The sequence below is a fragment of the Methanoplanus endosymbiosus genome, assembly GCF_024662215.1.
GTDB classification, from domain to species: domain Archaea; phylum Halobacteriota; class Methanomicrobia; order Methanomicrobiales; family Methanomicrobiaceae; genus Methanoplanus; species Methanoplanus endosymbiosus.
The window spans coordinates 968,189-992,784 of sequence record NZ_CP096115.1 but is presented as its reverse complement, the minus strand read 5'-3'; the positions used below and the strand labels follow the sequence as shown (position 1 = coordinate 992,784).

The window sequence follows — 24,596 nt, the reverse complement described above, 5'->3', positions numbered from 1 at the left end:
ATTGCTTCATTGTATTTTCCATCTATTAATATATTTATGGCTGCCTTATCAGTCTTTAATGATAAATAATTATAAATACAGTTGTTCATTTTGCACCTGCACTTCTGCTTCTGCTTTCTCCCTGCAAAATAATAAGTTCATGTATGTCCCAGTTATTTATGATGATATACAGGCGGGTTATTCCTGTACTTGTAATGGGGATTGCACTTGTCAGTTCTGCATATGCAGGTACTTCATATTTTATTCCCGGAATGTCAGGTGATTTTATATCCGGAGGTCTCACAGAAGGGAGTACTCTCTTAACTGACACTGAAATTAATACTTCAAAGATATATTCCCCGGAGGTAAAATCTCTTGATCTGAGTGAAAATCCGTTGGGGACTCTTGGTGCCCTTCAGGAACTGATAGATCAGCTCATATCAGCGGCAGATGAGATAATTAAATTAATTGACAGCATATTTGAGATGCTCGGTATGGAGGAGAGAGAGGAGGTTAAAAACCTTAAAGATGCCCTTGATGATGGCAGATGCCTTGTTAAAGACTGAATATGGGGTATAACATTGTCTCTTCCGGAATAATGCCGGCCTTCAGGAGTTGCTTTTTTTGGACAATACTCCTGAACTGTCATAATTTCTGGTGGTAAATTCCGGCCTTAACGATAAATTTCCTGTTGTACAATATATATATCTCTTTTGAAACATATAATATAACGAAATTTTTTATCCGGATGATAAATAATCCTTATTATTAATGTTAAAGAGCCTGCCACAACTATATTTTCCGGTTGGACAGACAGAAAATTAATTTAAACTGGCATTATCCGGTATTTCAGTAAATTTCATGAGGAGCCATATCAATATGACATCATCACCTTCACTATCAGAAAAATCTGATATTCATGATATTGCCACAAAAGGGGTATCAGTCTTAACAGGAGATCCAAAGGCTGCAATCAGGAAACTTGCCGGGCCTATGTTTATAGCAATGCTCCTGATGACAATCTACAACATTGTCGATGCTTTCTGGGTTGCAGGACTTGGAAGCGATGCCCTTGCTGCTGTCGGTTTTATGACCCCTGTTTTTATGGTCCTGATCGGTTTTGGTAATGGCATTGGGGCAGGTGCGACATCTGCAATATCAAGGAGGATTGGTGCAAAGGACAAGGCCGGTGCAGATCTTGCGGCATCACATTCGATTCTGATAATGCTTGCAGTTTCAGTAATTCTGACAATTGTCCTTGTCCCAAATATTACCGCCATATCACTGCTTCTTGGTGCAGGTGATGTTGCAGGACTTGCTGCGGATTATGGTGTTGTAATCTTCTCCGGAACGGTATTTGTCCTCTTCACAAATATCGTCTATGGAATGCTCCGTGCAGAAGGGGATACAAAGAGGACAATGTATGCAATGGCAGTATCATCTGTTATTAACATGATCCTTGACCCGGTTCTGATCTACTATCTGGATATGGGTATAACCGGTGCAGCTCTCGCAACCGTAATTTCGATTATGTTTGTGACAGTAATCCTCTTCTACTGGATCTGGATTAAGAAGGATACATATGTTACAATCTCCTTTAAAAATTTCCGCCTAAAAGCAGCGGTGATTAAGGATATCCTTGGGGTCGGAATTCCGGCAAGCACCGAGTTTTTCCTGATGTCATTTCTTGTTATCACACTAAACGGCATACTTGTCTCGGTTGCAGGCACAGATGCGGTTGCGATATACACCACCGGATGGAGGGTTGTTATGTTTGCGATAATCCCGCAGATTGCCATAGGGACATCTCTCGTTGCGGTTGCAGGAGCGGCTTATGGTGCAGGTCTTCCTGGAAAACTCCGTATTGCCTATATTTACAGCTTAAAGCTCGGCTTTATAATTGCCGTGGCGACAAGTCTGCTCACATGGATTTTTGCACCGCAGATTACACTTATGTTTACATATTCTCCTGAGAGTGCCCATATAGCACCCGGCATGATCGCCTTTTTGCAGGTTATGTGCTTCTTTTATATCTTTGTCCCGCCCGGAATGATGACCTGCTCTATGTTTCAGGGTGTCGGAAAGGGTATGACATCTCTGTTCATCAACTTCCTGAGAAATCTGGCGTTTATTGCAGTAATTGCCTGGATATTTACATATTATCTTGGAATGGGACAGGAAGGAGTCTGGTGGGGCATTGTTGCCGGAGATGTGCTTGGCGGAGTTGTGGCTCTCGTCTGGGCTATGGTCTATCTCAGAATGCTTACCCGTGTTGAGGAGAGGATCAGCTCAGAATCTGCCTGATTATTCAGGCAGATGATAAATATTCTCTTAAAAAAAGCAAAATTAAGGCGGAATTTATGACATCTCCGGATAATGGATAAATTCCTCCTTATCCTTTTGTGGTCATATCTGAAATCCGTTTTTTTATCTGATGTTTTTTCTTTTGGTCTTCTCTTTTTTGCTTACAGAAGATTTCTCAGTATTTTTCTTCTTTCCGGCAGGCATTAAGTTGCGTGAAGGTTCGTGTGTCCTTCTGAGTTTTGGCTCTCCGGCTTTTACACGGTTATCTGAAGGTTCTGTATCCGTGGAGTTGCCATAGTTTATTGGAATACCGTTATCCCTGCATATCTCCTTCATCTTCGGCGGCAGTGATTTCCATCTCCAGAGCCCCCATTTTACGTATTCGTCCGGAAATCCGTTCTTCTCCGCCCACAGGGTAAGAAATTTATCCCAGCTTTCTGTAAATTCCGGATGAAGATTACGCACCACTTCATATTCGCTCTCAAGCATGGCCGGACAGAGATAGCAGCCAATTCTCTCAAGTCCTTTTTCATACAAAGGATTTACTTCGAGGTCCTGCCACCATATATAGAGAAAAACCTCAAATGCTCTCCAGCTGCGAATTGGTGAAATATTGAGCTGGAGCGGATTTCCCGGATTCTCAATTGTTTCTTCAAGGTCTGCCCTGTTCCACGATTCATACCAGCGGTTGCCCTGAACTGTAACGCAGGGCCCGATCTCAGAGAGATATCCGTTAAGGGGAATTAACTTCAGCAGCTTGCAGCACCATCTGCTGTCCTTTGACGGAGGGCCGTCTGTCTCTGTCTTTTTCCAGAAATCACCACCTTTCCGGATTATATCCAGATCCTTTGATTCAACGAACTCTATTGTCTCCGGAAATTCAAGTCCTGTATCTATGAAGAATGCTTTTTTTATGCCGGCTTTCTGACCGAGATGGAGGACTACTGTGCTGTCCTTGCCTCCGGAGAAGGAGACGTTTGCAGTCGGACGGTCGTTAATATGCTGTTTTATGCTTCTGACAGCCGAGCGTTCAAGGTTTTTGAGATGATATTTATTCTTCTGTATTACTTCATCCCAGTCAGGATCGGGGACTTCCTGAGGTAAAATCTGAATCAGCTCTTTAATTTTTATGCTGCCGTCTTTTACAATTCCGGTTCCGGCCTTTGCCTTATACTTTACAATATATGTCCCGTTTTCAACCGGAGAATTCAGTTTTAGTTTTTTTCCGCCTATTCTGCCCTGCTCTTTGGAGTAATTGGTATCTGTATATATATCTATTATACCTTTTGTTATATGGCTGAATATAAATGGCAGGGCCTCTACAGCGATATCAAATCTGTGTTCCCGTTTTACCGGGTCGAAGATGAGCCAGCCAAGTCTCTCCCCGTTCATGATAATTAGATCGTTACGGTCGGCTCCTCCGGTTTTATTGAGGAGAATTACCTGTGATAATGGTATCTCTCCGAATTTATCTTCTATCAGGGTTTTAATCAGTTTATAATCGGCTGAGAGGGCCGGTCTGATTTCATATGGGCGGAGCAGGGGTATATTTTTTGGTTCACTGCCGCATGAACAGGTTTTTCCAATCAGGGGGATATTGCAGTTTTTACACCAGTTTAGGTTATTTTTGGCAGATGGCTCACGTTTCACATTAATAACTGGGTTTTTTTGGTGGATAAGGGTAGTGTTTGCGGCGGTGGAGCGGGCTTATTTACAGGTCAGGAATAACCTGAATGTTACCCTTTGCTGCTCATAAAAAGGCTGAGTGACAGTCCGGTTATGAGAGCCACGAGGGCATCGGATGAGAAGTAGTTAATTGAGAGCAGTTCTTCAGGGGGTATTGCACCCCAGAAATGCCCGAGCACGACTGAGAGGAGAAAACCGATTACGAAGGCGACTGCAAGGTGTTTAAGCCCGGTTATGTAGCATTTATATGTAAATTTTATGAAAATGAAGGCAAGTGCCATAAATATTACAAAGAAGACAAGGCCGGTTTGAGGTGTGGCGGCCGAGATTGTTTTGGATGAAAAAATTCCGAATTCTGCTACAATGAGGTAGAGAATAACTGTCCCTATCGGGTTGTCCCTGGAAAATTCTGTAAATATATTGGTGGCATGTTCAGGCATTGCATCTGCTGCCTGTGCAACCTCTTCGGGTTGAGGATGTCTCTTTTCCGGGATATTTCCTGCTGCTGTATCCACTTTTTTATATTCCATTCTCTCCCTCTGAATGCGGGAGATCTCTTCTTTTAATTTCTTCTCTTCTTTATGCTCCCGGTATTTTCTGACTGAAACCCTTGCTGTGTGCCATGCCAGAAGGATGGATATAACTCCTGCTATGAGGCCGGTCATACCGAATACTACATTGTCAGCCGAAAGACCTTCATGGATCAGCCTGAAAATAAAGTCATTAATGAACAGGTAGAGGGATATGGCGATTATGGCCAGAATGACAATCATTTTGATTGATTTTATCATTACTGACGAAACCTTGATTGTCAGAAGGGCAATGGCATACAACAGTATCAGCAGGATTACTACAGAAAAGAGATCACCTGACAGTGCGTTCTCCGGCAGACTGACGAGATAAGATGCAATACTCCCCAAAATTGCAGCAAGGCTCTCAGTGTTGTCCATATTACTCTCTCCTGTAAGCTCAGCCGCAGAATTGTTCATCTTCTGCCGCTGACACTACTTTTCTTTAAAAATTTAGCGTAAATCCCCTTGGTCTTTAGCCAAGGGGATGTAAGCGACATCATCTTTGTTCTCATATATATATTTCGTAATTGTAGTTTTACCAAAAAATATATGGGGGGTTGAAATCAAACCAAATATATATGTTGAGAGCCTACAAATACCGAATCTATCCTAACAAAGAACAGGAGAAAATGTTCTTTCAGCATTTCGGTGCCTGTAGGTTTATCTACAATTGGGGTCTGGAAAATAAGATCCGAACTTATGAAACAGATGGAAAATCAATATCGAGATTTGCATTACAAAAAATGCTGCCTGATTTGAAATCAGAGCATGATTGGATGAAAGATGTTAATTCGCAATCAATACAGAGTGCATTGTTAAATCTTGAGAATGCATTTACTCGTTTCTTCCGGGAAAAGAAAGGATTTCCAAAATTCAAATCCCGAAAAAATCCAGTGCAGTCATTTTCAGTTCCACAACATTATATTGTGAATTTTGATACTCATAAAATTAAATTACCTAAAATTGGATGGGTTAAAACAAAATTACACAGGAAATATGAAGGAGCCCGGAAAAACTGCAACAGTGTCAGTCACCTCAACGGGCAAATTTTTCATTAGTATTCTGATAGATGATGGACAGGAGCAACCTCCTGCACAATGTTTTGATGTAAATACAACCATGGGTGTTGATGTAGGTATCAAAGATTTTGCAATACTTTCCAATGGGGAAAAGATTGACAATCCCCGATATTTGAAACAGTCAATTCTCCGAATGAAAGTGTTGCAAAAACGATTGAGTAGAAAACAAAAAGGTTCTAACAACAGAAATAAAGCAAAAAATGCAGTAGCAAAAATTCATGAAAAAATTCACAATCAAAGAAGCGATTTCCAGCACAAACTCTCTTTTAGATTAGTATGCGAGAACCAGGCAATTGCACTGGAAACTTTGAATGTTGAAGGGATGTTAAAAAATCATAAATTGGCACAACATATTGCTGATGCATCATGGAGTTCATTTGTTACTCAATTAGAATATAAGGCACAGAAACACGGTAAAACTATCTTACGGATAGGACAATTTGAACCATCTACAAAAATCTGTAGTGAATGTGGGTATTACAACCGTGATTTGACTTTATCTGATAGAGACTGGATTTGTCCGGATTGTGGGATACATCATGACCGGGATATTAATGCCGCAATAAATATCAGGAAATTTGCTTTAGATAGACAGAATCTAATTGGAATATAATATCTTTGCACCCTTGGAACGAGGGGAAGGGCCTGTGGACTTACGAACAATGGTTCGGGGTATGAAGCAGGAAGCCTCTGGGTCTTTAGCCCAGAGGTAGTTCACGTGAAAAGGTGTAAGATTCTGTTGCCTTTTTAATTCATATAGTTTCCTGCTGACTGTAATACAAAAGCTGTTTTATTATCCTCCGGTTTTCCGCCATGCATCCGGGGGTACCTGTATCTCAAAAGACGCACCTTTTCCAGACAAACCTCTCTCTGTTATCCCGATCCCGGTAACAGATAATAGTTCACGTGCAAATGCAAGTCCAAAACCGGTGTTTCTGCCATAGCCGTATGAAAAAATCTTCTCCTTTTCTTCTTCAGGTATGCCTGTGCCGTCATCTTCAAATTTCAGGACCAGACTGCCGTCTTTCTGCTCTTCTGTTGTGATCGTTATCTCTGTTATCTTATCGCCATGCCTCACAGCGTTCTCAAGCAGGTTGTACACCACTTTTTCCAGCAGAGGATCTGCATACATCTCAATATCGGATATATTTACATTGATCTCAATATTATCCTGTTTCAGACTCTCTTTTGCAGAATTTATAATCTGTCTGAGTTTTTCCCATTGGGGTTTTTTTGACCCTATCGCCTGATATTTGCGTGAGAATTCAAGATGCAGCATAATTTTGTCAACAATAACAGTTGCCTGTGAGAGGTAATGCTTCTCTTCCGGACTTTTGATTCTGCCCTCAAGAATTGAGAGGTAGCCGGAGAGGGCAGTTACAAGGTTGCCTATGTCATGGCGGGTAAGCCTTGACAGCATGGAGAGTTTGTCATTTGCGACCCGAAGAGCAGTCTCTGAGGCTTTCCGGTGCGTAATATCCCTGATGATAAGTACAGTTCCGGACGGTATGCTGTTTCTGTCCCGGACAACTGAACCTGCTATGCTTACATACCGATGGTTTTTTTCTGTAATTCTGATCTCAAAGTCGGATATTTCACCCTTTTCTGCCAGGATATTACTGATTGTCAGGTATTCTTCATCTGTGATGAGTGAGCTTACAGATCTGCCGGCAGCCGGCTCTTTTAAGGATGGAAATATCTTTGTGGCAGATTTATTTGCGGCAACGATAATACCGTTCTGATCTGCAAGAATAAGGCCGTCAGGCATCGTTTTCATTATCTCAGGAACGGCTGTTTCCGGGCTTAAAGTAAAAAGCCCGTAACGCTGTATTGTATAGATGATTATTATTGAGAAGATGACGAGGCCAAAGAAGACGAGGTTTGGGGTATGGATGCTGAACAGGGGGAGTACTGCTCCGGAGAGTGCTCCGAAGAATACGACAGTAATAATGCCTGCAAAGAGAAGCCTGTTCTGCCTGCGGGTCTTCTCCGGCACTGCACGTCTCCAGGAGATAAAGCCGACATATAGCGCCCAGAGCATTATGAACGTGGTATAAAAAATTTCTATCGGGCAGATTATATTGTTCTGGGTTGGGAGGTAGATATACCCTGCAAGAGGATCATACCCGGCAGTGAAGAGGCATTCTGTAAATATTCCGATTATGGAGAGAATAAGAGCAGGGGCATATATGCATGCGGTGAGGATTATTCTGCGTTTTTTCTTATCATGCGGAAGTCTGCCTGTAAATGCCAGTATAAAATGTGAGGCTAAAGCGATTGTTATGGGCCAGAATGAACTGAATTTCAGCCAGATTGTCACTTCCTGAAGGCTTTCTGCCTGCCATATGAAAAATTCGCCCGTTGCCCAGTATGTTGCTGAAAGCATTACTGCAAGAAAGAGACGGTGCACTGTGGACGCGGGTTTTTGGGCATAGACAAAAAAACCAAGACCACAGGTAATAAATGCCGATATCAGGCAGAATGCTGTGGTAACTGTTATGACAGAATTTATAACCGGCATAAGCAGTGACTATATTTCTGTTCTGTTATATTCTGAAGGTGCACCTGCTGAAATGATCTCATCTCCCTTTTTTTCTGTCTCTGTAGTCGAATAAGGGCACAGGATTTCTCCTACGCCCTCTTCCAAGAACGCACCGTGCGACTTTCACCGCAGTACGCTCACGCATTTCACTACCCGTTTTTGGGCGGCACAGCGAAATAAAATAAATTGGTTTGAACCCAAGGTGTTTGTCTTCTCATGCGTTCCTTTCTTTCGAGGAAATACTTCCTGTCAAGATATGGATTTGCATTCAACTTTGGATAGGAATGTCTACGGATAGAGTTTTCCGAGAATTGTATTAAAGTATTCTCTTCTGTTTTGAAAACCCAGTTCCTTTTACCTTCTACATGCCAATATTTACTTGCTATCCATTTATGACCTTTATTAGAGTGCCGACGTTTTCCCCATTTCCAAGTTACTGTCCAAAGATAACTATCTAATTTCTGGAAAGTCTCCTTGGCTGAATTATGGCGATGGTAGTTTACCCAGCCCCGTATTGTTGGATTTAATACCTTTATCAATTCATCCTGGGACCATGCTCTTGCTTTTCTGGTTTTGTCCCTGATTTTGTCTGTGATTAACTTGATTGATTTCTTAGAGGGCTTGATAAGGAGTTTTCCTTTATATTTCCTGAAATTATACCCTAAAAAGTCAAAGCCATCATTGATATTAGTAATCACTGTTTTCTCTTCCGATAATTCCAAGCCTTTTATTGCGAGGAATTCTCTTATTATCTCCTTTGCTTCATTCGCAGTCTCCGCTGTAGGTATGATAACTAAAAAGTCATCTGCATAGCGAATGAAATGCATTTTCATCTTGGGGAATCGTACATTAAGAATGTGCTCTATTCCATCAAGTGTCATGTTTGCAAGGATTGGAGATATTAGGCCTCCCTGTGGAGTACCTCTGTCTGTGGAAAAGAGAGAATTATCAAATACAAATCCCGATTTTAGGAACTGTGTGAGGATTGATTTATCCATAGGTATGTGTTCCTTAAGCCACTCGTGGTTGATATTATCAAAACATCCCTTGATATCACCTTCCAGAATCCATGTAGATGACGTTTTTCTTCCTAAACATGTGAATGCATATTCTGATGCATCTTGTGCTGATCTGAAGAGTCTAAATCCAAAGGAGCGGGGATCTGCTGTTGTTTCTGCGATTGGCTGAAGTGCCAATCCATAAAGTGCCTGCATTGCCCGGTCATACATGGTTGGAATTGAGATAGGTCGTTTTGTTTTCTTACCTGGTTTGAGGATATAAATACGTCGTAATGGTTTTGCACAGTAATTTTTGTCTGTGAGGCTCAGAACTGCCTGCATCTTTGCCGATGCTGAGTTCCAGATTTCTCCATCTATTCCGGGTGTACGCTTACCTCTGTTCTGTGTAACAATTCGTATGGCCAGTAATTTTGCTGACCTTGAATGAGTTAACAGGTAAGAAAGACGTTTCACCAAGTTCCAATTTTCTTCTTTCGTTGCCTTTGCAATCCGGATCTGTAGCCGATTAACAGTAGATCTTACTTTATACCAGTCAATAGAATTCCATTGCTGGGCAAGATCTCTGTCAGTATGCTTCTCGCAATTCTGCGTCATTGAATGACATACTTTCATAAGTTTACCTTCCTTCATTGCTTAGAAATACCTGTCCTACGTCAGCACCCTTTCAGGTTGAAGCAAATACTTCTATCCCACCCGTTACGGCAGGCATTAGCTTTTTAGGACATCCTGTTCCGTCTACACCATTTGTTGGCTTCACAGCCTTCATACCCCCATGGAGGAGTGCATACGGGTTTCCAAGTTCTATAACATAGATAATATAGATGCTTTAGGAGTCATCTTTAGGCCGGGAATCGTCTGTTCGTTCGTTATATCGTGTCAGTTACCGTTATAACCTGATTCCATACCATTTTGGTTCAAGCGTAGCAGTCTAAATTTCGCTTGTCGCGAATAACGACCCATACGATGATTCAGCGTTTGCTTCTCCATGGCATCCTTTCTCTGGCAGATTGATCAGGTTAGACTCCTGATTTTCTCCACGTTGTTCCGCAGGCTTCACACAATTCCGTTACCGGAAATGCATGCTGCGGTAGAGATGTCCCAAACGAAAAGGATAGCTTACGCAATCTATGTTATAGCTTTCCTTGTCGCACTCTGACCTTTCGCCCATTTCAAAAGGCAAATAATCAAATTGAATCTTAAATCCTCATATTTGGGATTAATTTATACATTAAGGCCATATGTGTCAGATTGTAGATGAAATTATTATTCATGAGAGAGTAAGATGGCATTCTGGTTTTACTTCTCATCTCTGGAAATCTGAGATGTTTTTTGGGTGAAATTTGTGGTGAATTAGGACATTTGTATCAATCTCGGATTTAGGATCTCGGATCAGCGAAAGGGCACCTGTATATTTTCAATATTATCTATTTCTCTTCCTGGGAAATATTAACCTACCTTTTTGGGATTGTTTATCTCAGGGAATGATTGTTATCTGTTTAGATCTGCCCGGCAATTCAGGAGCTGATATATAATCTCAGCTTTAATATTGTCCCAATGGTTCTGATAAACAGTAAATTAAAATTTTTTTCAGTTCTTCTTCTTTTAATCGCATGTTTTGCACTGTCAGCCGGCTGTACAGGTGAAAATCCGGCTGTAATGCCTGATCCGGACTCCGTGACAGTCTCCGGTACAGGAAGCAAAAAGACTGGAATGTCACTTAATGATGGCACTTACCTTCTTACTAAGGACTTCAGCGAAGACTATGATGCAGTTCCGCTTCCATATCAGGATGGGGAGTATGACGGGACAGTCACTGCAAAGATTGAGAAGAGCAATAATTATCTCTTAAATATAAACTGTGACAGGAAATGGAATATTTCGGTTAAAAAAGCCTGAACATTTTAAAATAAAATTAATATATACTTTTTTCTGAATTAAATTAAAAATGGCATATAGTTACAAAAGTAAAATATACTCTTGAGTTTAATTTTTTTGTCATGTCAAAGTTAAACGGCAGAATTTATTTATTTACATTTCTGGTTCTGTTAATCGCAGGTTTTGCGTTATCAGCCGGATGTACGGGCAGTTCCGGTGCGGACAAAACACCGGCAGCGACTGCTGCTCCAACAGCAGAAGAGACTACAGCTGCAACTCCGGAAGAGACAGCGGTTAAGACCCCACAGCCAACCCCGGTTTCCGGTGAGGAAAAAGCATCCCTTTCAGGAAAAGGCGATGTCAACGCCTCAGTTGAGCTTGCAGGCGGAGTCCACCTCCTGACATTTACACAGGACAAGGCTGATAAGAGCGAGATTGCAGTCCGTACAGAGAAGGACTACATCGGACTTACCAATCTGTACAATGAAAAAGTCGCTGACAAGTCCATGAAGGACGGCAAATATTACTGGACACAGGCATTCATGCTTGAAGAGGACGCAGTTGCAGACGTTGAAGTATATGCAGACTCTGAATGGACACTTGACTTCTCATTCCCGCAGATGATCAACGGAATTGTGCCACAGACATTTACAGGTGCCGGAAATAAGGCAACACCGTTCTTCCAGATAAATGAAGGCGATTACAATATCTCGATAAAGGCAGATAATAACCAGTTAATTGAGGTTCACCTGATGGATTACTATGGAAATCCGGTTATGGTTGACAACGCTGAGATGCCACTTGCATACCATGAGGGTGCATATGATAATGTTGTTACGGTGAAGATCACTGAAAGCTGCAATTATCTCATGAATGTCATATGTGACGGGGAATGGACAGTCTCCATTGAGGAAGCTTAAAGGCTTTTAATCTCATATTTTTGCAGGATAATCAGATCCTGTAACTTTTTTTAGATTTCTGGTTATGAATTATTATTATTATCAGCGGTGATTTTAGTGTCAAAAATAAAATGCGGAAATAATGTCTATATACCGATGCCGGTTGTGCTTGTCGGAACTGAGATTGAAGGGCGTGCAAATTTCATGACAGTCGGCTGGGCATCAAGGGCGAATGCAAATCCGCCTATGATCTCGGTTGGGATAAATAAGAAGCACAAAACTCCGGAGGGTATCTTAAAGAACAGAACGTTTAGTGTGAATGTCCCAGACGCAGATATGGCTAAGGCAACAGACTACTGCGGGCTTGTTTCAGGAGCAAAAACGGACAAGTCCGGAGTTTTTGAAACTTTCAGCGGCGAACTTAAGGGTGCACCCATGATAAGTGAATGTCCGGTTACGATGGAGTGCGAACTTGTAGAGACCGTTGAACTGCCCACTAATTACCTCTTCGTTGGTGAAATAAAAGGCGTATATGCAGACGAAGACTGCACGGATAAGAACCGTCCGGACATGAAGAAAGCAGATGCAATGGTTCTTACCATGACAGACAACCGCTACTGGAGACTTGGTGAGTTTGTTGATAAGGCATGGGGATGTGGAAAGGGTTACACAGATGAGAAAAAAGATAAATTATGTGAAGAAACGGAGATAGTTAAAGTAAAAAAAGACCGGAAATGGATCAAAGATGCAGTCCGGGAGGAAGTCCGGCAGATTGTTGATGGTTTCAACCGGAAATATCTTGATGTAGAGACGTGCTATTACATTCCACGTTTTCAGGGTAAAAAATGCTTTCTGGACAGATTTGAGTATGGGAGAATAAATCCTTTATGCTGCCTGACTTACAACGGTGACATCGATGACTGGGATTTTGCAATATATCTGTGGAGTGACCGGTGCTACGACGATGAGGCTATTTTCCCCGGAGAAGAGTTTATTGACGGAACAATTGCAGGTGCAATGAAGGCAGGTATGAAAGCATATCCTGAATGGTAAAAGGTTCATAGTTGTAAAAGTAATGAATTTCCTGCTGTTTCAGGAAAATAAGGGTGAATTTAAAGCTTATATGCAAATAAATACTGCACAGAAAAGAGCCGTCCGGATATAAAAAAACAGATGCAGTAATCCCTGAGATGTCAGATGACTGCTTACCGGAGGACCGGAGAGTATCTCTATGGGGCATGCAGGTGTGGAAAGAATTATATTACCAAAGATGCCCATGAATAATAATTCACAGGTGAATGACTGAGGAAATCTTTTACAGGGGAACAAAATGGCAGAATATGGCGAATGGACACGGAAAGGGGCAACTCTTAGTGATAAGACTGCACAGAAAGAATATGGTATAAGTCAGGAATTCATTCTAAAAGGTATAAGGGAAGGGAAACTGGAATTTAAGGAAGGAAATATCTATGGCAACCCTTACTTTAAGCTCCTTAGAAGAGAACTTGAAGACTATATCTCTTCAGAACTGGGAGATAGCTACCTTATGGAGCAGAAGAACAAAACAGAGCTTAAGGAAGTCAGAAAGGAGATCAAGGCCCTGGAAAAAAGACTGACTGAGCTGAAAATCAGGGAAGCCGCCCTTAAAGGCAGGGCAGATGAAAAAACAGATTAATTAATCTTAACTGGTCAGATTATATCATCTGCTTAAAGAAATAACGGATATGGATATGGTGAAAATACAGATATGGATAAATTAAGATCTGAAGAGAGAGCAAAGGCTGGCTGAATCAGAGAAATTTCGTGATAAACTTTTATTGAAATTAAGAGGCAGTGACAGGGATGAGGATGAACTATCACCGGAGGAAAAATATAAAAAATATGAGGCCGAATGTGAGCGTATCCGGAATGATAATGAAAGAAAACTCTCTGAATTTGAAGACTGGCTCCGGAAAAAAGGTCTTTCAGATAAGACAGTTAAGAAGCACAGGTCAAATACTGATTTTTACATCAATGAATTTCTGATGTTGTTTGATGATGAACCGGAGGATGCAAAAGAGGGTGTGTTCACCGGACATATAGATTCATTTCTTGGCTACTGGTTCATCAGAACGGCAGGATGGGCCAGTAAAACTGCAATTAAGGAAAATGCAGCAGGCCTTAAGAAGTTTTACCAATTCATGCTAAAAAAGGAGAAATTTCTGAAGAGGAATTCACTGATCTAAAGGAGTGTATTACAGAGGAGATGCCGGAATATCTTGAGACTATGGACAGGTACAATGACCCGGAGATAACCGAACCTGAGCATATATTTCCTCTGCGTTAATTTTTTGTTGTCTTTATGTAGTGTTTGTTGTGCACCGGAAATATGATCACTGATCTGCGTTTGTCCTGTTTTTTATTTTACGACTATAGTTATGATCTCTGGCAGATTTCCGCTGTCATTTTTCATATGTTTGATAAAGTCTGAGTTCTGACATACTCACACGGCTAAAGTCGTGGTTTTTTCTGTTCCCAGAATTATAAATTATTAAATGTGATTATATCATATTATTGACTATTCGGATACATTTTTGAGGTGTTTTATATGGAAATTCTGTACAGACTTCTTAATCCTCCTCCGTTTATGAGAGGAGACCGGCGTCGTGCCGGAATGGTAGCGATTTCTGTTTTACTTATACTGACTGCTTTTTTTACAGCTTCTGCCTCTGCTTCGGTCTTTAATATTCCGGCAGTGAACGATGCCCAATCCGTCTTTAGCGTGGATAATGGAGGGGGCGATGTGGTTTCAACGGGCCTTTTCTCCGGAGATTTGCCGGATTTAAACCTTCAGCACAGTATAATGGACTCGCTTCACTCCTTCACATATGACAAAGACTCAGGGACCTGGCAGGCATACAATTCCGGGGAGGACATAACGGTCTCTGCCGGAAGTTCAGGCTCTTTTGTTTTTACAACCGGCAGGGGAACTTTCGGTATGGCCCTTGCCGGAGTAGGACACGGTGCTGACCTGAAGGCTCCCGGAAAAGGTGTGCCTGATGCTGACGGGCGTTCTCTGACTTTTGTATATAACGGCTTTTCCGAGTGGTACAAAAATCATGATGAAGGAATTGAGCATGGCATGACTGTCTTTTCAGCACCGGAAGGTGACGGCAGTCTTGTCGCAGAGTTCTGTGTGTCAGGAGATTTAAGCATCTCCTCTTCAGGCGGCAGCATATATCTGCTGGACAGTGAAGGACCTGTCTATAAGTACAGCGGAATTGAGGCCTGGGACTCTTCCGGAAGAGCTCTTGCTTCGTCAATGACCATTTCGGGTGATAAAATCATCTGGGAGGCTGACGACAGCGATGCCGTATATCCGGTTACAATCGATCCTATGCTGACACAGGTTAAAATCCTGACAGCTTCTGACAAGGCCAGCGGCGACCTGTTTGGCTATTCGGTTTCCATCAGTGATGATGTTGCCGTTGTCGGTGCAAAAGGGGCAGATTCAGGCGGCAACAGCCGCGGTCAGGCTTATATCTTTTATAAGGACAGCGGCGGTGCGGACAACTGGGGTCAGGTGAAAATCCTCACTGCATCTGATAAGTCTGATATAGATGAGTTTGGTTATTCTGTTTCTCTAAGCGGTGATACTGTAGTTGTCGGTGCTCGTTATGCAGAATCGGGCGGTTTGTACCGTGGTCAGGCCTATGTCTTTAATAAAGACAGTGGCGGTGCGGACAACTGGGGTCAGGTAAAAATCCTCAGTGCCTCTGACAAAGCTAATAGCGACCAATTTGGTTATTCCGTTTCACTCAGCAATGACACTGTAGTTATAGGTGCTCCTTATGCAGATTCCGGTGGGAATGATTGTGGTCAGGCCTATGTCTTCTATAAGGACAGCGGCGGTGCGGACAACTGGGGTGAGGTTAATATTCTCAGTGCCTCTGATAAGACCAATAGTGACTACTTTGGTTATTCGGTTTCACTCAGCAATGAAACTGCAATTGTCGGTGCATATTATGCAGATTCAGGCGGCAGTGCCCGCGGTCAGGCCTATGTCTTCTATAAAGACAGTGGCGGTGCGGACAACTGGGGTGAGGTTAAGATCCTCACGGCCTCTGACAGGGCTGATGCCGATCATTTCGGCAATTCCGTTTATGTCAATAATGGCACGGCAATTGTCGGAGCCAAAGACGCAGATTCCGGAATATCTAACTCTGGCAAGGCCTATATCTTCTATAAAGACAGCGGCGGTGTGGACAACTGGGGCGAAGTGAAAATCCTGACTGCGTCAGATAAAGGCTATGCCAACTACTTTGGCTCTTCTGTCTTCATCGCCAATGGTACTGCAATAGTCGGTGCTCCGGATGCAAATTCCGGCGGCAGCGATCGCGGACAGGTATATCTCTTCAGTAAAGACAGCGGTGGTGCGGACAACTGGGGTGAGGTACAGGTTCTTGCCGCCTCTGATAAGGCCAATGATAACAAGTTTGGCAGTTCGGTCTCTGCCAGTGGTGAGACCATCCTTATCGGAGCACTTGGGGCCGGTTCCGGCGGTGTCAACCGTGGTCAGGCCTATGTATTCATAAACGCATCAGCCCCCACCTTCACCGGAATTTTACCCTCGTCCGGTGCTGCGGATAACGCATCTGCCGGAGTTGTAATTTCGGGCACTAACTTCTATACCACACCTGAAGTAACACTAAAGAAATCCGGTCAGGATGACATCAACGCAACCGGCGTTCTGGTCTCTGCCGGACATACAACCATTGCCTGTTCGTTTAACCTGACCGGAGCATCACCCGGCAAATGGGATGTCAATATCACCAACCCGGATATGCAGTCTGTCAATGCTGCCAATGCCTTTACGGTATTATACGGAGCACCCATCTACTCGGGCATTACTCCATCATCCGGTGCTGCGGACAATACTTCAGTCAATGTTACAATAAAAGGCATGAACTTTTACAATCCTCCGGCTGTGATACTTAAAAAATCCGGTCAGGCTGACATCAATGCAACCGGAGTTCTGGTCTCTGCCGGCAATACAACCATCACCTGTTCGTTTAACCTTACCGGAGCATCGCCTGGCATGTGGGATGTCAATATCACAAACCCGGATATGCAGTCTGTAAATGCTGCTGATAAGTTTAAGGTACTATGCGGAGCACCAGTCTTTGCCGGAATTGCCCCGTCGTCCGGTGCTGCTGATAACGCATCTGCCGGAGTTATAATAACCGGTATAAATTTCTACGGAACTCCGGTTGTAAAACTTAAAAAAGCCGGTCAGAGTGATATTACGGCAGAAAACGTCTCTGTCCCTGCCGGCAATACATCCATCACCTGCTCGTTTAACCTTACCGGAGCATCGCCTGGCATGTGGGATGTCAATATCACCAACCCGGATATGCAGTCTGTCAATGCCGTGGATAAGTTTACAGTATTATATGGTGCACCAATCTTTTCAGGCATTGTCCCATCCACAGGTACAACCGGTAACCCGGCAGTAGCAGTTACGGTGTCCGGTGCTAACTTTTATAGTTCTCCCCTTGTAGCCCTTAAAAAATCCGGTCAGTCTGACATCAATGCAACCGGAGTTTTGGTCTCTGCCGGAAATAAGACCATCACCTGTTCATTTGATCTTACCGGCGCTACAACCGGAATGTGGGACATTAATATCACAAATCCGGATATGAAATCTGTCAATGTCACAGGTGTGTTTACTGTAAATGCTGCTCCTACACCTGCCCCGACAGCAGCACCTTCAGGTGGCGGTTCTTCCTCAGGCGGTGGTTCAAATAGTGATACGGGTGTTGGTGCATCCAAACATCTGAAAGCAGGAGATTCTGCATCATTTGATTTTAACGGTAAAGGTGCTGTATATGATTTCTCTGTAAAAGTCACCGAGGATACACCAGAACTGATGGTAACAGTGCATAAACAGAGTTATCCTCCATCTGTAGGTGCTCCGGATACAGATGTCTATGAGTATGAGGATGTTAAAATGTACCATGCGGACGCATCCGCAGTTTCAGGCGGAGTGTTTGAATTCAGGGTTGCAAAGGCCTGGCTTTCCAAAAACGGATATACAAAAGGCGATGTGGTCATGCTGCACTACATAAATGATAAGTGGGTGGCTCTCCCTACTGTTCTTATACATGAAGACAATACCTATGTCTATTACAGCTCAGAAACACCGTCATTTTCGTGGTTTGCAATAGGAATTGCTGTTGGTGAGACAATAATTCCGGGTGAGGAAACCGAAGTGATACCCACAAAGACTAATGCCCCTGTTTCTGAAGAAATTCCGTCTGCACAGACTGTACCGGCAGAATCCGTGAGCACAGATGCAGCAGACCCTAAGAGCAATGCCAGTGGAACTCTGCCTGCATTTGCATTGGTTGCGGTAATTGCAGTAGTTGCCGGGGCCGCGGCTCTCACATGGCGGAGAAGGAAAGAAGACTAACGGCCCTGATAAATGGAGTTTACTACTCCATTTTCAGGTGAACTCCATCACCTGTTTATTTTATCATTGTCACAAAAGGGCGTTAAATTAACAATAACCAGGCTATCCTTTTTGAATATTCCCGCATAAGGGCGGCCATTGCCGTTCAACCGTCCGGTTAAATACATGAATCGCCGGGATTTTAACCATTTATATATTCAGGCGGTGACTTATTTATCAGGGTGGCAGAAAAGGGAGACAGACCAGACCTTTCTTCTGCATATCCTGGCAATGGCCCGGATTACCTCCGCTTGTACCCAGATATTGATCCAGCCATTATAAAACCTGTATGCCAGAACAGGTTTAAGAAGAGACAATCCCACAATAACAACCCCCCCAACAAGTCCCAGAAAATAAGCAATAACCAAACGACCAGAAACCAGTAATAACACGACCAGGCCCAGATAAAATAAGAGCCAGATTAATAGCAGCAGATATTACCCAAACAGGGTCTTATCTGCCTTTTTTTAGTCCGGAATTTCAACTGATTTTTCTCTGATTCGCCGTTATCCGGCTATGTCAAAAGTCTGGCAGATACTTTAAGAGCATTAGCGCCTTTTTCAGATAATACATACACACCCCTCTCCTGTTTCTGTAGTATCATGGTGGTACCAACAAGTTTTTCGATGTGAAAGAGCAGGTTTCCGCCGCGAAGTCCTGTAACTTCCGAGAGTTCAGAGAAGGATTTCGGGCCGTAGTAGAGTTCCTGTAAGACCTTAAACCTGTGCTTATTCGCAAGCGGTTCAAGGTAGGAGGACACGATATTTTCAGGATTAATCTCCTGCACAGGTGTTTCCTCACAGGCAGGCGTTCTTCCGGAGAAGAAAGCCTGGAAAGCCGAGCATCTTTTTATGCTCCTGTTAAATAAATCCTCATTTTTTTCAAAGCATTTCTGGCAGGACGGGTATGGTGCTGCCTCTCTCATCCCTGTAATCTTCTGCCTGTATTCATCAGCCCCTGCATCGTCAAGTTCCCCTTTTCTGTAGTCTGTAATCATATCTGAGAGGAGTTGTGAGAAGGCGGCTGAGCATTCTTCACGCATGGGGCATTCCCCGGCTATTACCCCCATAACTCCCCTGATTTCCTCCTCATATCCTTTTGAGAGCATTTGAAGTGCGCTGTCACCCATGCCTGAATACGCCGCATGTATCATTCCTGTCTCAGTCTTTCTGGCATAGTATTTAAGGTCGTTTTTCAGGTCGGAAATCTCAGAAGAAAGGCTGTTTAATGCCATTACTACTTCATCTGAATTCATTGTGCTTTTGGCAGTCTTGAGAGTCATCATTTTGTTCTTCATAGGTCATCAGAGTGTACAGGAGTACTTAAATACACTTCTGTGACGCTAAGATATAAATTAATTACTCTCCAATAGAGATCAGTCACAGAGCGGCAGTCAGTTATGCCGGCCATTTTCAGTTATGAAAGCTTCAGAACTTCTAACCCATATCCGCTCAGAACTAATCAAAATCTCTGATTATACCTCTGAGATTGAGAATAAGGCACTGAGCTTCCGGGAAGAGAAAACGGATGTCTCCGCATATCTAAGGGAGTACAATTATTCAGCATTTAAGGATATCTGCGACCTTAACGGGATTTCCCCTGACTTTGATATAGACCCTTTCCGGGTTGAAAGTTTCACCAAAGCTTTCGTTAAGTACCTTGATACCTATGCGCCCGGGGATTCTGAACTGAAAATCTATACCTTAAATGTCTCCCTGTATCTCACTTTTATTGCCAAAAAACCGCTGCATCCTCCGGAGATGTCAAAGACCGGGTTGATTACAATAATCAGGAAGGGCGGGTTATTTTATTGCAGCGAAAAGAGCAGATATGTTAAGGACAGTTCCTCTCTTTGCAGGTATTGTGTCTGCCGGAAACTTTCAGATGAAAGTGACCGGATGTAAAAGATCAACCATAACTAAAATTAAGTAAAAAGTCCAAAATGTTCCCCCGGATTATTTTTGGATTGCCGGAAAACTACAACAGAAAACTGAGACTTATTTTAAAGGAAATATCCTTCTCTTCAGTTCTGAAAATATTAATCTATAAGCCAGGAGTCTTCATGACAGGTTCAATTACAGACAGTATAATCAAGGCCAGGTACCTCCGTGAGGGTGAGTCATCTTTTGAGGATATATGCAGGAGGGTTGCCGATGCAATCGGGGATAATAAGAAAGAGTCAGAAGATTTCTATGATGAGATGATATCACTTCGTTTTCTCCCGAATTCACCCACTCTCATGAATGCCGGAACTAAACTCGGCCAGCTCTCGGCCTGCTTCACCCTCCGCGTTGGTGATTCAATAGAGGAGATATTTGATGCGATAAAATGGGGTGCATTGATTCATAAGACCGGCGGTGGAACGGGGTATAATTTCTCTAACATAAGACCCGAAGGTTCGGGAGTGAACTCCACAGACGGTGTTGCATCCGGGCCGATCTCCTTTATGAAGGTATTCAACTCCGCAACCGATGTCATAAAGCAGGGTGGAAGAAGAAGGGGTGCGAATATGGGTATCTTAAATGTCTGGCACCCTGATATCCTGAAATTTGTTAAATGCAAAAGTACTGAAGGAGAGATCTCAAACTTCAATATCTCGGTTATGCTAAATGACGAGTTTATGCAGCTTGTTGAGGCCGGAAAGCTGGACAGGGTCTGGCTGACACACCCGAATACCGGAGAAGAGATAACAGTGGGTGCTGTATGGGAGGGAATCATTGACGGCGTATGGAGAAATGGTGAGCCGGGTGTTCTCTTCTATGACGAGATCAACCGCAATAACCTGACCCCAAACCTTGGCCCTATAGATACTACAAACCCCTGCGGAGAACAGCCGCTTTTACATTTTGAGTCCTGTGTCTTAGGTTCCATAAACCTCTCAAAGTTTACTGAAGGCAGAACGCTTGACAGGGAGATGCTTGAGAGGAGCACGAGAAGAGCTGTACGGTTCCTTGACAGTATCATTGAATGTAATGTCTTTCCCATTCCGCAGATAGAGGAGGCCACAAAGAGGACAAGAAAGATAGGCCTTGGCCTCATGGGTGTGCATGATGCCCTCCTTATGCTCAAAATTCCCTACGACTCTGCTGAAGGAAGGGAATTCTGTAAAGATGTCATGGATTTTGTAAATAAGATCTCAATTGACGAATCCCGCATACTTGCAGCTGAAAAAGGAGTTTTCCCGGCATTTGAAGGCAGTTCCTGGGGTGATTTTCCGGTCAGAAACGCCGCAGTGACAACAATTGCCCCGACAGGCACCATATCCATTCTTGCACAGTGTTCAAGCGGAATTGAGCCTGTATTCTCGTATTCCTACACCAGAAAGAATACTGTGCAGAAGACATTTGAGGTGACTCACCCGATATTTGAGTCTGAGCTTGAAAAGAGAATTCTTGATCTTGGAAAAAGACCTGCTGAGGCGGAAAATCTGAAGAAGGATGTCATGAAGCATGTCCACAGTAAAGGTACTGTTCAGGATGTTTCATGGCTGCCGGATGACTTTAAGAGGCTCTTTAAGACCGCCCTTGACATTGACTGGCGGTCACATATACTGATGCAGTCGGCATTTCAGGAGAATGTCCATGCCTCGATTTCAAAGACCATCAATATGTCAAACGCCTCAACAAAGAAGGATATTGAGGCTGCCCTCCTTCTCGCCTGGCATGAGAAGCTCAAAGGTCTTACCATCTACAGGACGGGGAGCCGTAAGGATGTTGTTCTGTCACTCTCTGAAAAGGAAGAGAAGCCCGATGAAATTCCGGCTGAAAATCCTGTTACAAGGCCAAAGGAGCTTTCCGGAAAGACATATCTCTGCCAGTCCGGGTGCTGCCGTCTCTATGTGACTGTGAACCTCTTAGACGGAAAGCCGTGGGAGGTGTTTATCAGAACTGTCGGCATCGGCGGCTGCGAAGCGAATTCAAATGCCCTCGGACGTTCCATCTCAACCGGACTGCAAAACGGAGTTCCGCATGAGAAGTTCATCAGGCAGTTTGCAAAGGTGAACTGCGTCTCAGCGATACGAAATAAAAATTCCGAAGGTCTCTCATGTGCAGATGTAGTCGGCAGGTGCATAGACATGGCAGCATCAATGCAGAAGATTACAACACTTGGGGACTGGGAGGTCTCTGATGTTTCGGGGAATAAAAAATCCGGGAAGAACATCTGTCCGGAATGCGGCTGTGAGCTTGATTTCGGGGAAGGATGCAACAATGGCATCTGCAAGAGCTGCGGATGGAGCGGGTGCCTGTAGAGCCGGGGTTTTTAATAAATATTTCCTGGCTGTGACCGAAATATAATGACGAAGTCATCCAATTTAAATATCTCCTGGGCCGGGGGCCCATATTGGGCTTCCTTTTGTAACGATCAAGCATTGTGTCAAAGCCTGTTTCATTCTTTTTTTGATAATAAAGTAATTATTTCCCGGAGATCAAAATAAAAGTACTTTAGTTTTACCGGAAATCCGGTTAAACTTCTCTCTTAATGTTCCAGAGGCAAATATTATGACATCAGAAGATTACGAAGATGAATGTGAAGATATAGAATTATACAACGAAAATCTGCTCTCTGAATATAAGGATTATCTCACAGAAAAAGGACTTACTCCACGGACTGTAGATAAGCATATCTCAAATGTTGAATTTTTCATAAATGACTACCTGATGGACAATGAGGGACTTGAAGCCAGAGACGGAGTATCTGAGATCGGCGTGTATCTTGGTTACTGGTATATCAGAAAGGGTTGCTGGTCAGGGCCGGCGGCCATAAAAGAGAATGCTTCAAGCCTGAAGAAGTTCTATCAGTTCATGCTTGGGAAGGGTGAAATCTCAAAAGAGGACTTTGATGATCTAAAAGAGGCAATAAAAGAGAGTATGCCCGAATGGATAGCAACGGTAAAGAGATATCTTGATGAGGACATTGAGGACATGGATGAGGTATGGGGTTTTTAGCCCCGGAAATTTATGTAAATTGCGTGTCTGATAGCAGGAAGAATTCCGTTTTTAAAATACAGGGATTAATTATGGCAGAAAAGAAGAAAGAGACATGGACAGATGTAAAGAAAATTATTGCAGAGAAAGATAAGAAGGAACTGATAAAACTTATTGGTGATCTCTACAGGCTGAATAAGGAGAATAAAATTTTTCTTCATGCCTGTTACCCGACAGGGGTGGTATCTTCTGAACCTTATCGTAAAATCATCTCAGATGCACTTTATCCGCCCGTGCCGGGGAACAGAGGGATAAATTTTTCTGCCGGTAAAAAGGCTATATCTGATTATTTTAAAGCTACAAACGATAAGGTCGGGAAAATAGAACTTATGGTTCATTATGTTGAGACGGGCACAAAGTTTACCGATGAGTATGGTGATATGTATGAAAATTTCTATGTCGGTCTTGAAAATATGTTTGAAAAGGTTACAGAAGAACTTGAGTCACAGTCTGATGAGATTGTAGATTATTTTCTTCCCCAGCTTGAAAGAATTGCTGATATGGCGGCTGATATGGGTTGGGGTTATTATGACACCCTGATGGATACACTTTATGACTTTTGCGAAAGGAATGGGAAACAATTGTCATCAATAGAGTACTGAAACGGTCTGATAAAGGATAATTGGGTCTGTAATCATCAGAATTTTCTGTCATACCTGGCAAAAGAACATCCGGCCAGCATAAATTCCAAAAAAAAGCAATGCAAATTCTTAACCTATGTTATGTCTAATTATTCAGAGTATAAAGGAGGATAATTATGGTAATATTAAGCGAAGAAATGATTGAAGCATTCAAAAATACAAAAGTCCTGCCACTCTCAACCGCATCAAAGGACGGTGTCCCGAATGTTGCACCTATGGCAACCCTGCACTTAAAAGATTCTGAAACCATCTGGATTCTTGACAATTTCATGCAGAAGACCGCCGCAAATGTTGCAGAGAACCCAAAGGCATCCATCTATCTCTACGGTGACGGTGTTAAGGGATGTTACCAGATCAAAGGCGATGCAGAGCTTGTAACATCAGGCGCTGACTATGAAGAAGCAAAGAAGATGTTTCATGAAGGAAACCCTAACCTTCCGGCAAAGGGACTTGTCATCATTAAGGTAACAGAAGTATTTGAGTGCATGCCTGGTGCAGATGCCGGCAAAAAATTAATTTAATTTA

Annotated in this window: 18 protein-coding genes and 1 pseudogene; 14 read left to right on the top strand and 5 right to left on the bottom strand. The window is 43.0% G+C overall.

Features of this window, described 5'->3' with window-relative positions:
* The first annotated feature begins 158 nt into the window (after window positions 1-158).
* Together L6E24_RS04190 and L6E24_RS04185 are read left to right on the top strand one after the other, a co-directional pair.
* Window positions 159-545, top strand: coding sequence for a hypothetical protein (locus L6E24_RS04190; RefSeq protein ID WP_257743468.1), 387 nt, complete (start codon window positions 159-161; stop codon window positions 543-545).
* 313 nt (window positions 546-858) lie between these two features.
* Window positions 859-2,283: an MATE family efflux transporter gene (locus tag L6E24_RS04185; RefSeq protein ID WP_257743467.1), complete on the top strand. Its 1,425-nt coding sequence runs from the start codon at window positions 859-861 to the stop codon at window positions 2,281-2,283.
* Window positions 2,284-2,406: 123 nt separating this feature from the next.
* Here L6E24_RS04185 and L6E24_RS04180 read toward each other — a convergent pair whose 3' ends face one another.
* Window positions 2,407-3,933: a phosphoadenosine phosphosulfate reductase domain-containing protein gene (locus L6E24_RS04180; RefSeq protein ID WP_257743466.1), complete on the bottom strand. Its 1,527-nt coding sequence runs from the start codon at window positions 3,931-3,933 to the stop codon at window positions 2,407-2,409.
* Between the two features lie 86 nt (window positions 3,934-4,019).
* Entirely contained in the window at window positions 4,020-4,958 is a 939-nt protein-coding gene (locus L6E24_RS04175; RefSeq protein WP_257743465.1) for a hypothetical protein, read from the bottom strand.
* 161 nt (window positions 4,959-5,119) lie between these two features.
* On the opposite strand from L6E24_RS04175, the pseudogene tnpB reads away from it, so the two are divergent.
* A pseudogene (gene tnpB, locus L6E24_RS04165) lies at window positions 5,120-6,233 on the top strand (IS200/IS605 family element RNA-guided endonuclease TnpB).
* Between the two features lie 180 nt (window positions 6,234-6,413).
* Here tnpB and L6E24_RS04160 read toward each other — a convergent pair.
* Both L6E24_RS04160 and ltrA read right to left on the bottom strand, forming a co-directional pair.
* Window positions 6,414-8,141 (bottom strand): ATP-binding protein, encoded by a 1,728-nt coding sequence (locus tag L6E24_RS04160; RefSeq protein WP_257743463.1) that lies wholly within the window; start codon window positions 8,139-8,141, stop codon window positions 6,414-6,416.
* 170 nt (window positions 8,142-8,311) lie between these two features.
* On the bottom strand, window positions 8,312-9,811 hold the full coding sequence (ltrA, locus tag L6E24_RS04155; RefSeq protein WP_257743462.1) for a group II intron reverse transcriptase/maturase: 1,500 nt from the start codon (window positions 9,809-9,811) through the stop codon (window positions 8,312-8,314).
* A gap of 924 nt (window positions 9,812-10,735) precedes the next feature.
* Between ltrA and L6E24_RS04150 the strand changes: the two genes are divergently transcribed.
* The 6 genes from L6E24_RS04150 to L6E24_RS04125 all read left to right on the top strand — a co-directional run bounded on the left by L6E24_RS04150 (window position 10,736) and on the right by L6E24_RS04125 (window position 18,406).
* A complete protein-coding gene (locus L6E24_RS04150; protein ID WP_257743461.1) occupies window positions 10,736-11,077 on the top strand; it encodes a hypothetical protein in 342 nt (113 codons plus the stop codon).
* Window positions 11,078-11,178: 101 nt separating this feature from the next.
* Window positions 11,179-11,976: a hypothetical protein gene (locus tag L6E24_RS04145; RefSeq protein ID WP_257743460.1), complete on the top strand. Its 798-nt coding sequence runs from the start codon at window positions 11,179-11,181 to the stop codon at window positions 11,974-11,976.
* A gap of 96 nt (window positions 11,977-12,072) precedes the next feature.
* Window positions 12,073-13,008 (top strand): flavin reductase family protein, encoded by a 936-nt coding sequence (locus L6E24_RS04140; RefSeq protein WP_257743459.1) that lies wholly within the window; start codon window positions 12,073-12,075, stop codon window positions 13,006-13,008.
* Between the two features lie 277 nt (window positions 13,009-13,285).
* On the top strand, window positions 13,286-13,630 hold the full coding sequence (locus L6E24_RS04135; protein WP_257743458.1) for a hypothetical protein: 345 nt from the start codon (window positions 13,286-13,288) through the stop codon (window positions 13,628-13,630).
* A 142-nt stretch (window positions 13,631-13,772) separates the two neighbouring features.
* Window positions 13,773-14,180 carry a hypothetical protein gene (locus L6E24_RS04130; protein ID WP_257743457.1) on the top strand — a complete coding sequence of 136 codons (408 nt, stop codon included), beginning with the start codon at window positions 13,773-13,775 and terminating at the stop codon, window positions 14,178-14,180.
* A 362-nt stretch (window positions 14,181-14,542) separates the two neighbouring features.
* A complete protein-coding gene (locus tag L6E24_RS04125; protein WP_257743456.1) occupies window positions 14,543-18,406 on the top strand; it encodes a PGF-pre-PGF domain-containing protein in 3,864 nt (1,287 codons plus the stop codon).
* A 553-nt stretch (window positions 18,407-18,959) separates the two neighbouring features.
* On the opposite strand, the gene L6E24_RS04120 is transcribed toward L6E24_RS04125, so the two are convergent.
* On the bottom strand, window positions 18,960-19,742 hold the full coding sequence (locus L6E24_RS04120) for a winged helix-turn-helix domain-containing protein (RefSeq protein WP_257743455.1): 783 nt from the start codon (window positions 19,740-19,742) through the stop codon (window positions 18,960-18,962).
* Window positions 19,743-19,863: 121 nt separating this feature from the next.
* On the opposite strand from L6E24_RS04120, the gene L6E24_RS04115 reads away from it, so the two are divergent.
* The 5 genes from L6E24_RS04115 to L6E24_RS04095 all read left to right on the top strand — a co-directional run bounded on the left by L6E24_RS04115 (window position 19,864) and on the right by L6E24_RS04095 (window position 24,592).
* Window positions 19,864-20,349, top strand: a complete 486-nt coding sequence (locus L6E24_RS04115) for a DUF2115 family protein (protein WP_257743454.1) — start codon at window positions 19,864-19,866, stop codon at window positions 20,347-20,349.
* A gap of 158 nt (window positions 20,350-20,507) precedes the next feature.
* Window positions 20,508-22,694, top strand: a complete 2,187-nt coding sequence (locus L6E24_RS04110) for an adenosylcobalamin-dependent ribonucleoside-diphosphate reductase (protein WP_257743453.1) — start codon at window positions 20,508-20,510, stop codon at window positions 22,692-22,694.
* A 250-nt stretch (window positions 22,695-22,944) separates the two neighbouring features.
* Window positions 22,945-23,391 (top strand): site-specific integrase, encoded by a 447-nt coding sequence (locus L6E24_RS04105; protein WP_257743452.1) that lies wholly within the window; start codon window positions 22,945-22,947, stop codon window positions 23,389-23,391.
* A 71-nt stretch (window positions 23,392-23,462) separates the two neighbouring features.
* Window positions 23,463-24,032: a hypothetical protein gene (locus tag L6E24_RS04100; RefSeq protein WP_257743451.1), complete on the top strand. Its 570-nt coding sequence runs from the start codon at window positions 23,463-23,465 to the stop codon at window positions 24,030-24,032.
* 155 nt (window positions 24,033-24,187) lie between these two features.
* Complete coding sequence (locus L6E24_RS04095; RefSeq protein WP_257743450.1) at window positions 24,188-24,592, top strand: pyridoxamine 5'-phosphate oxidase family protein; 405 nt, start codon at window positions 24,188-24,190, stop codon at window positions 24,590-24,592.
* Window positions 24,593-24,596: the final 4 nt, after the last annotated feature.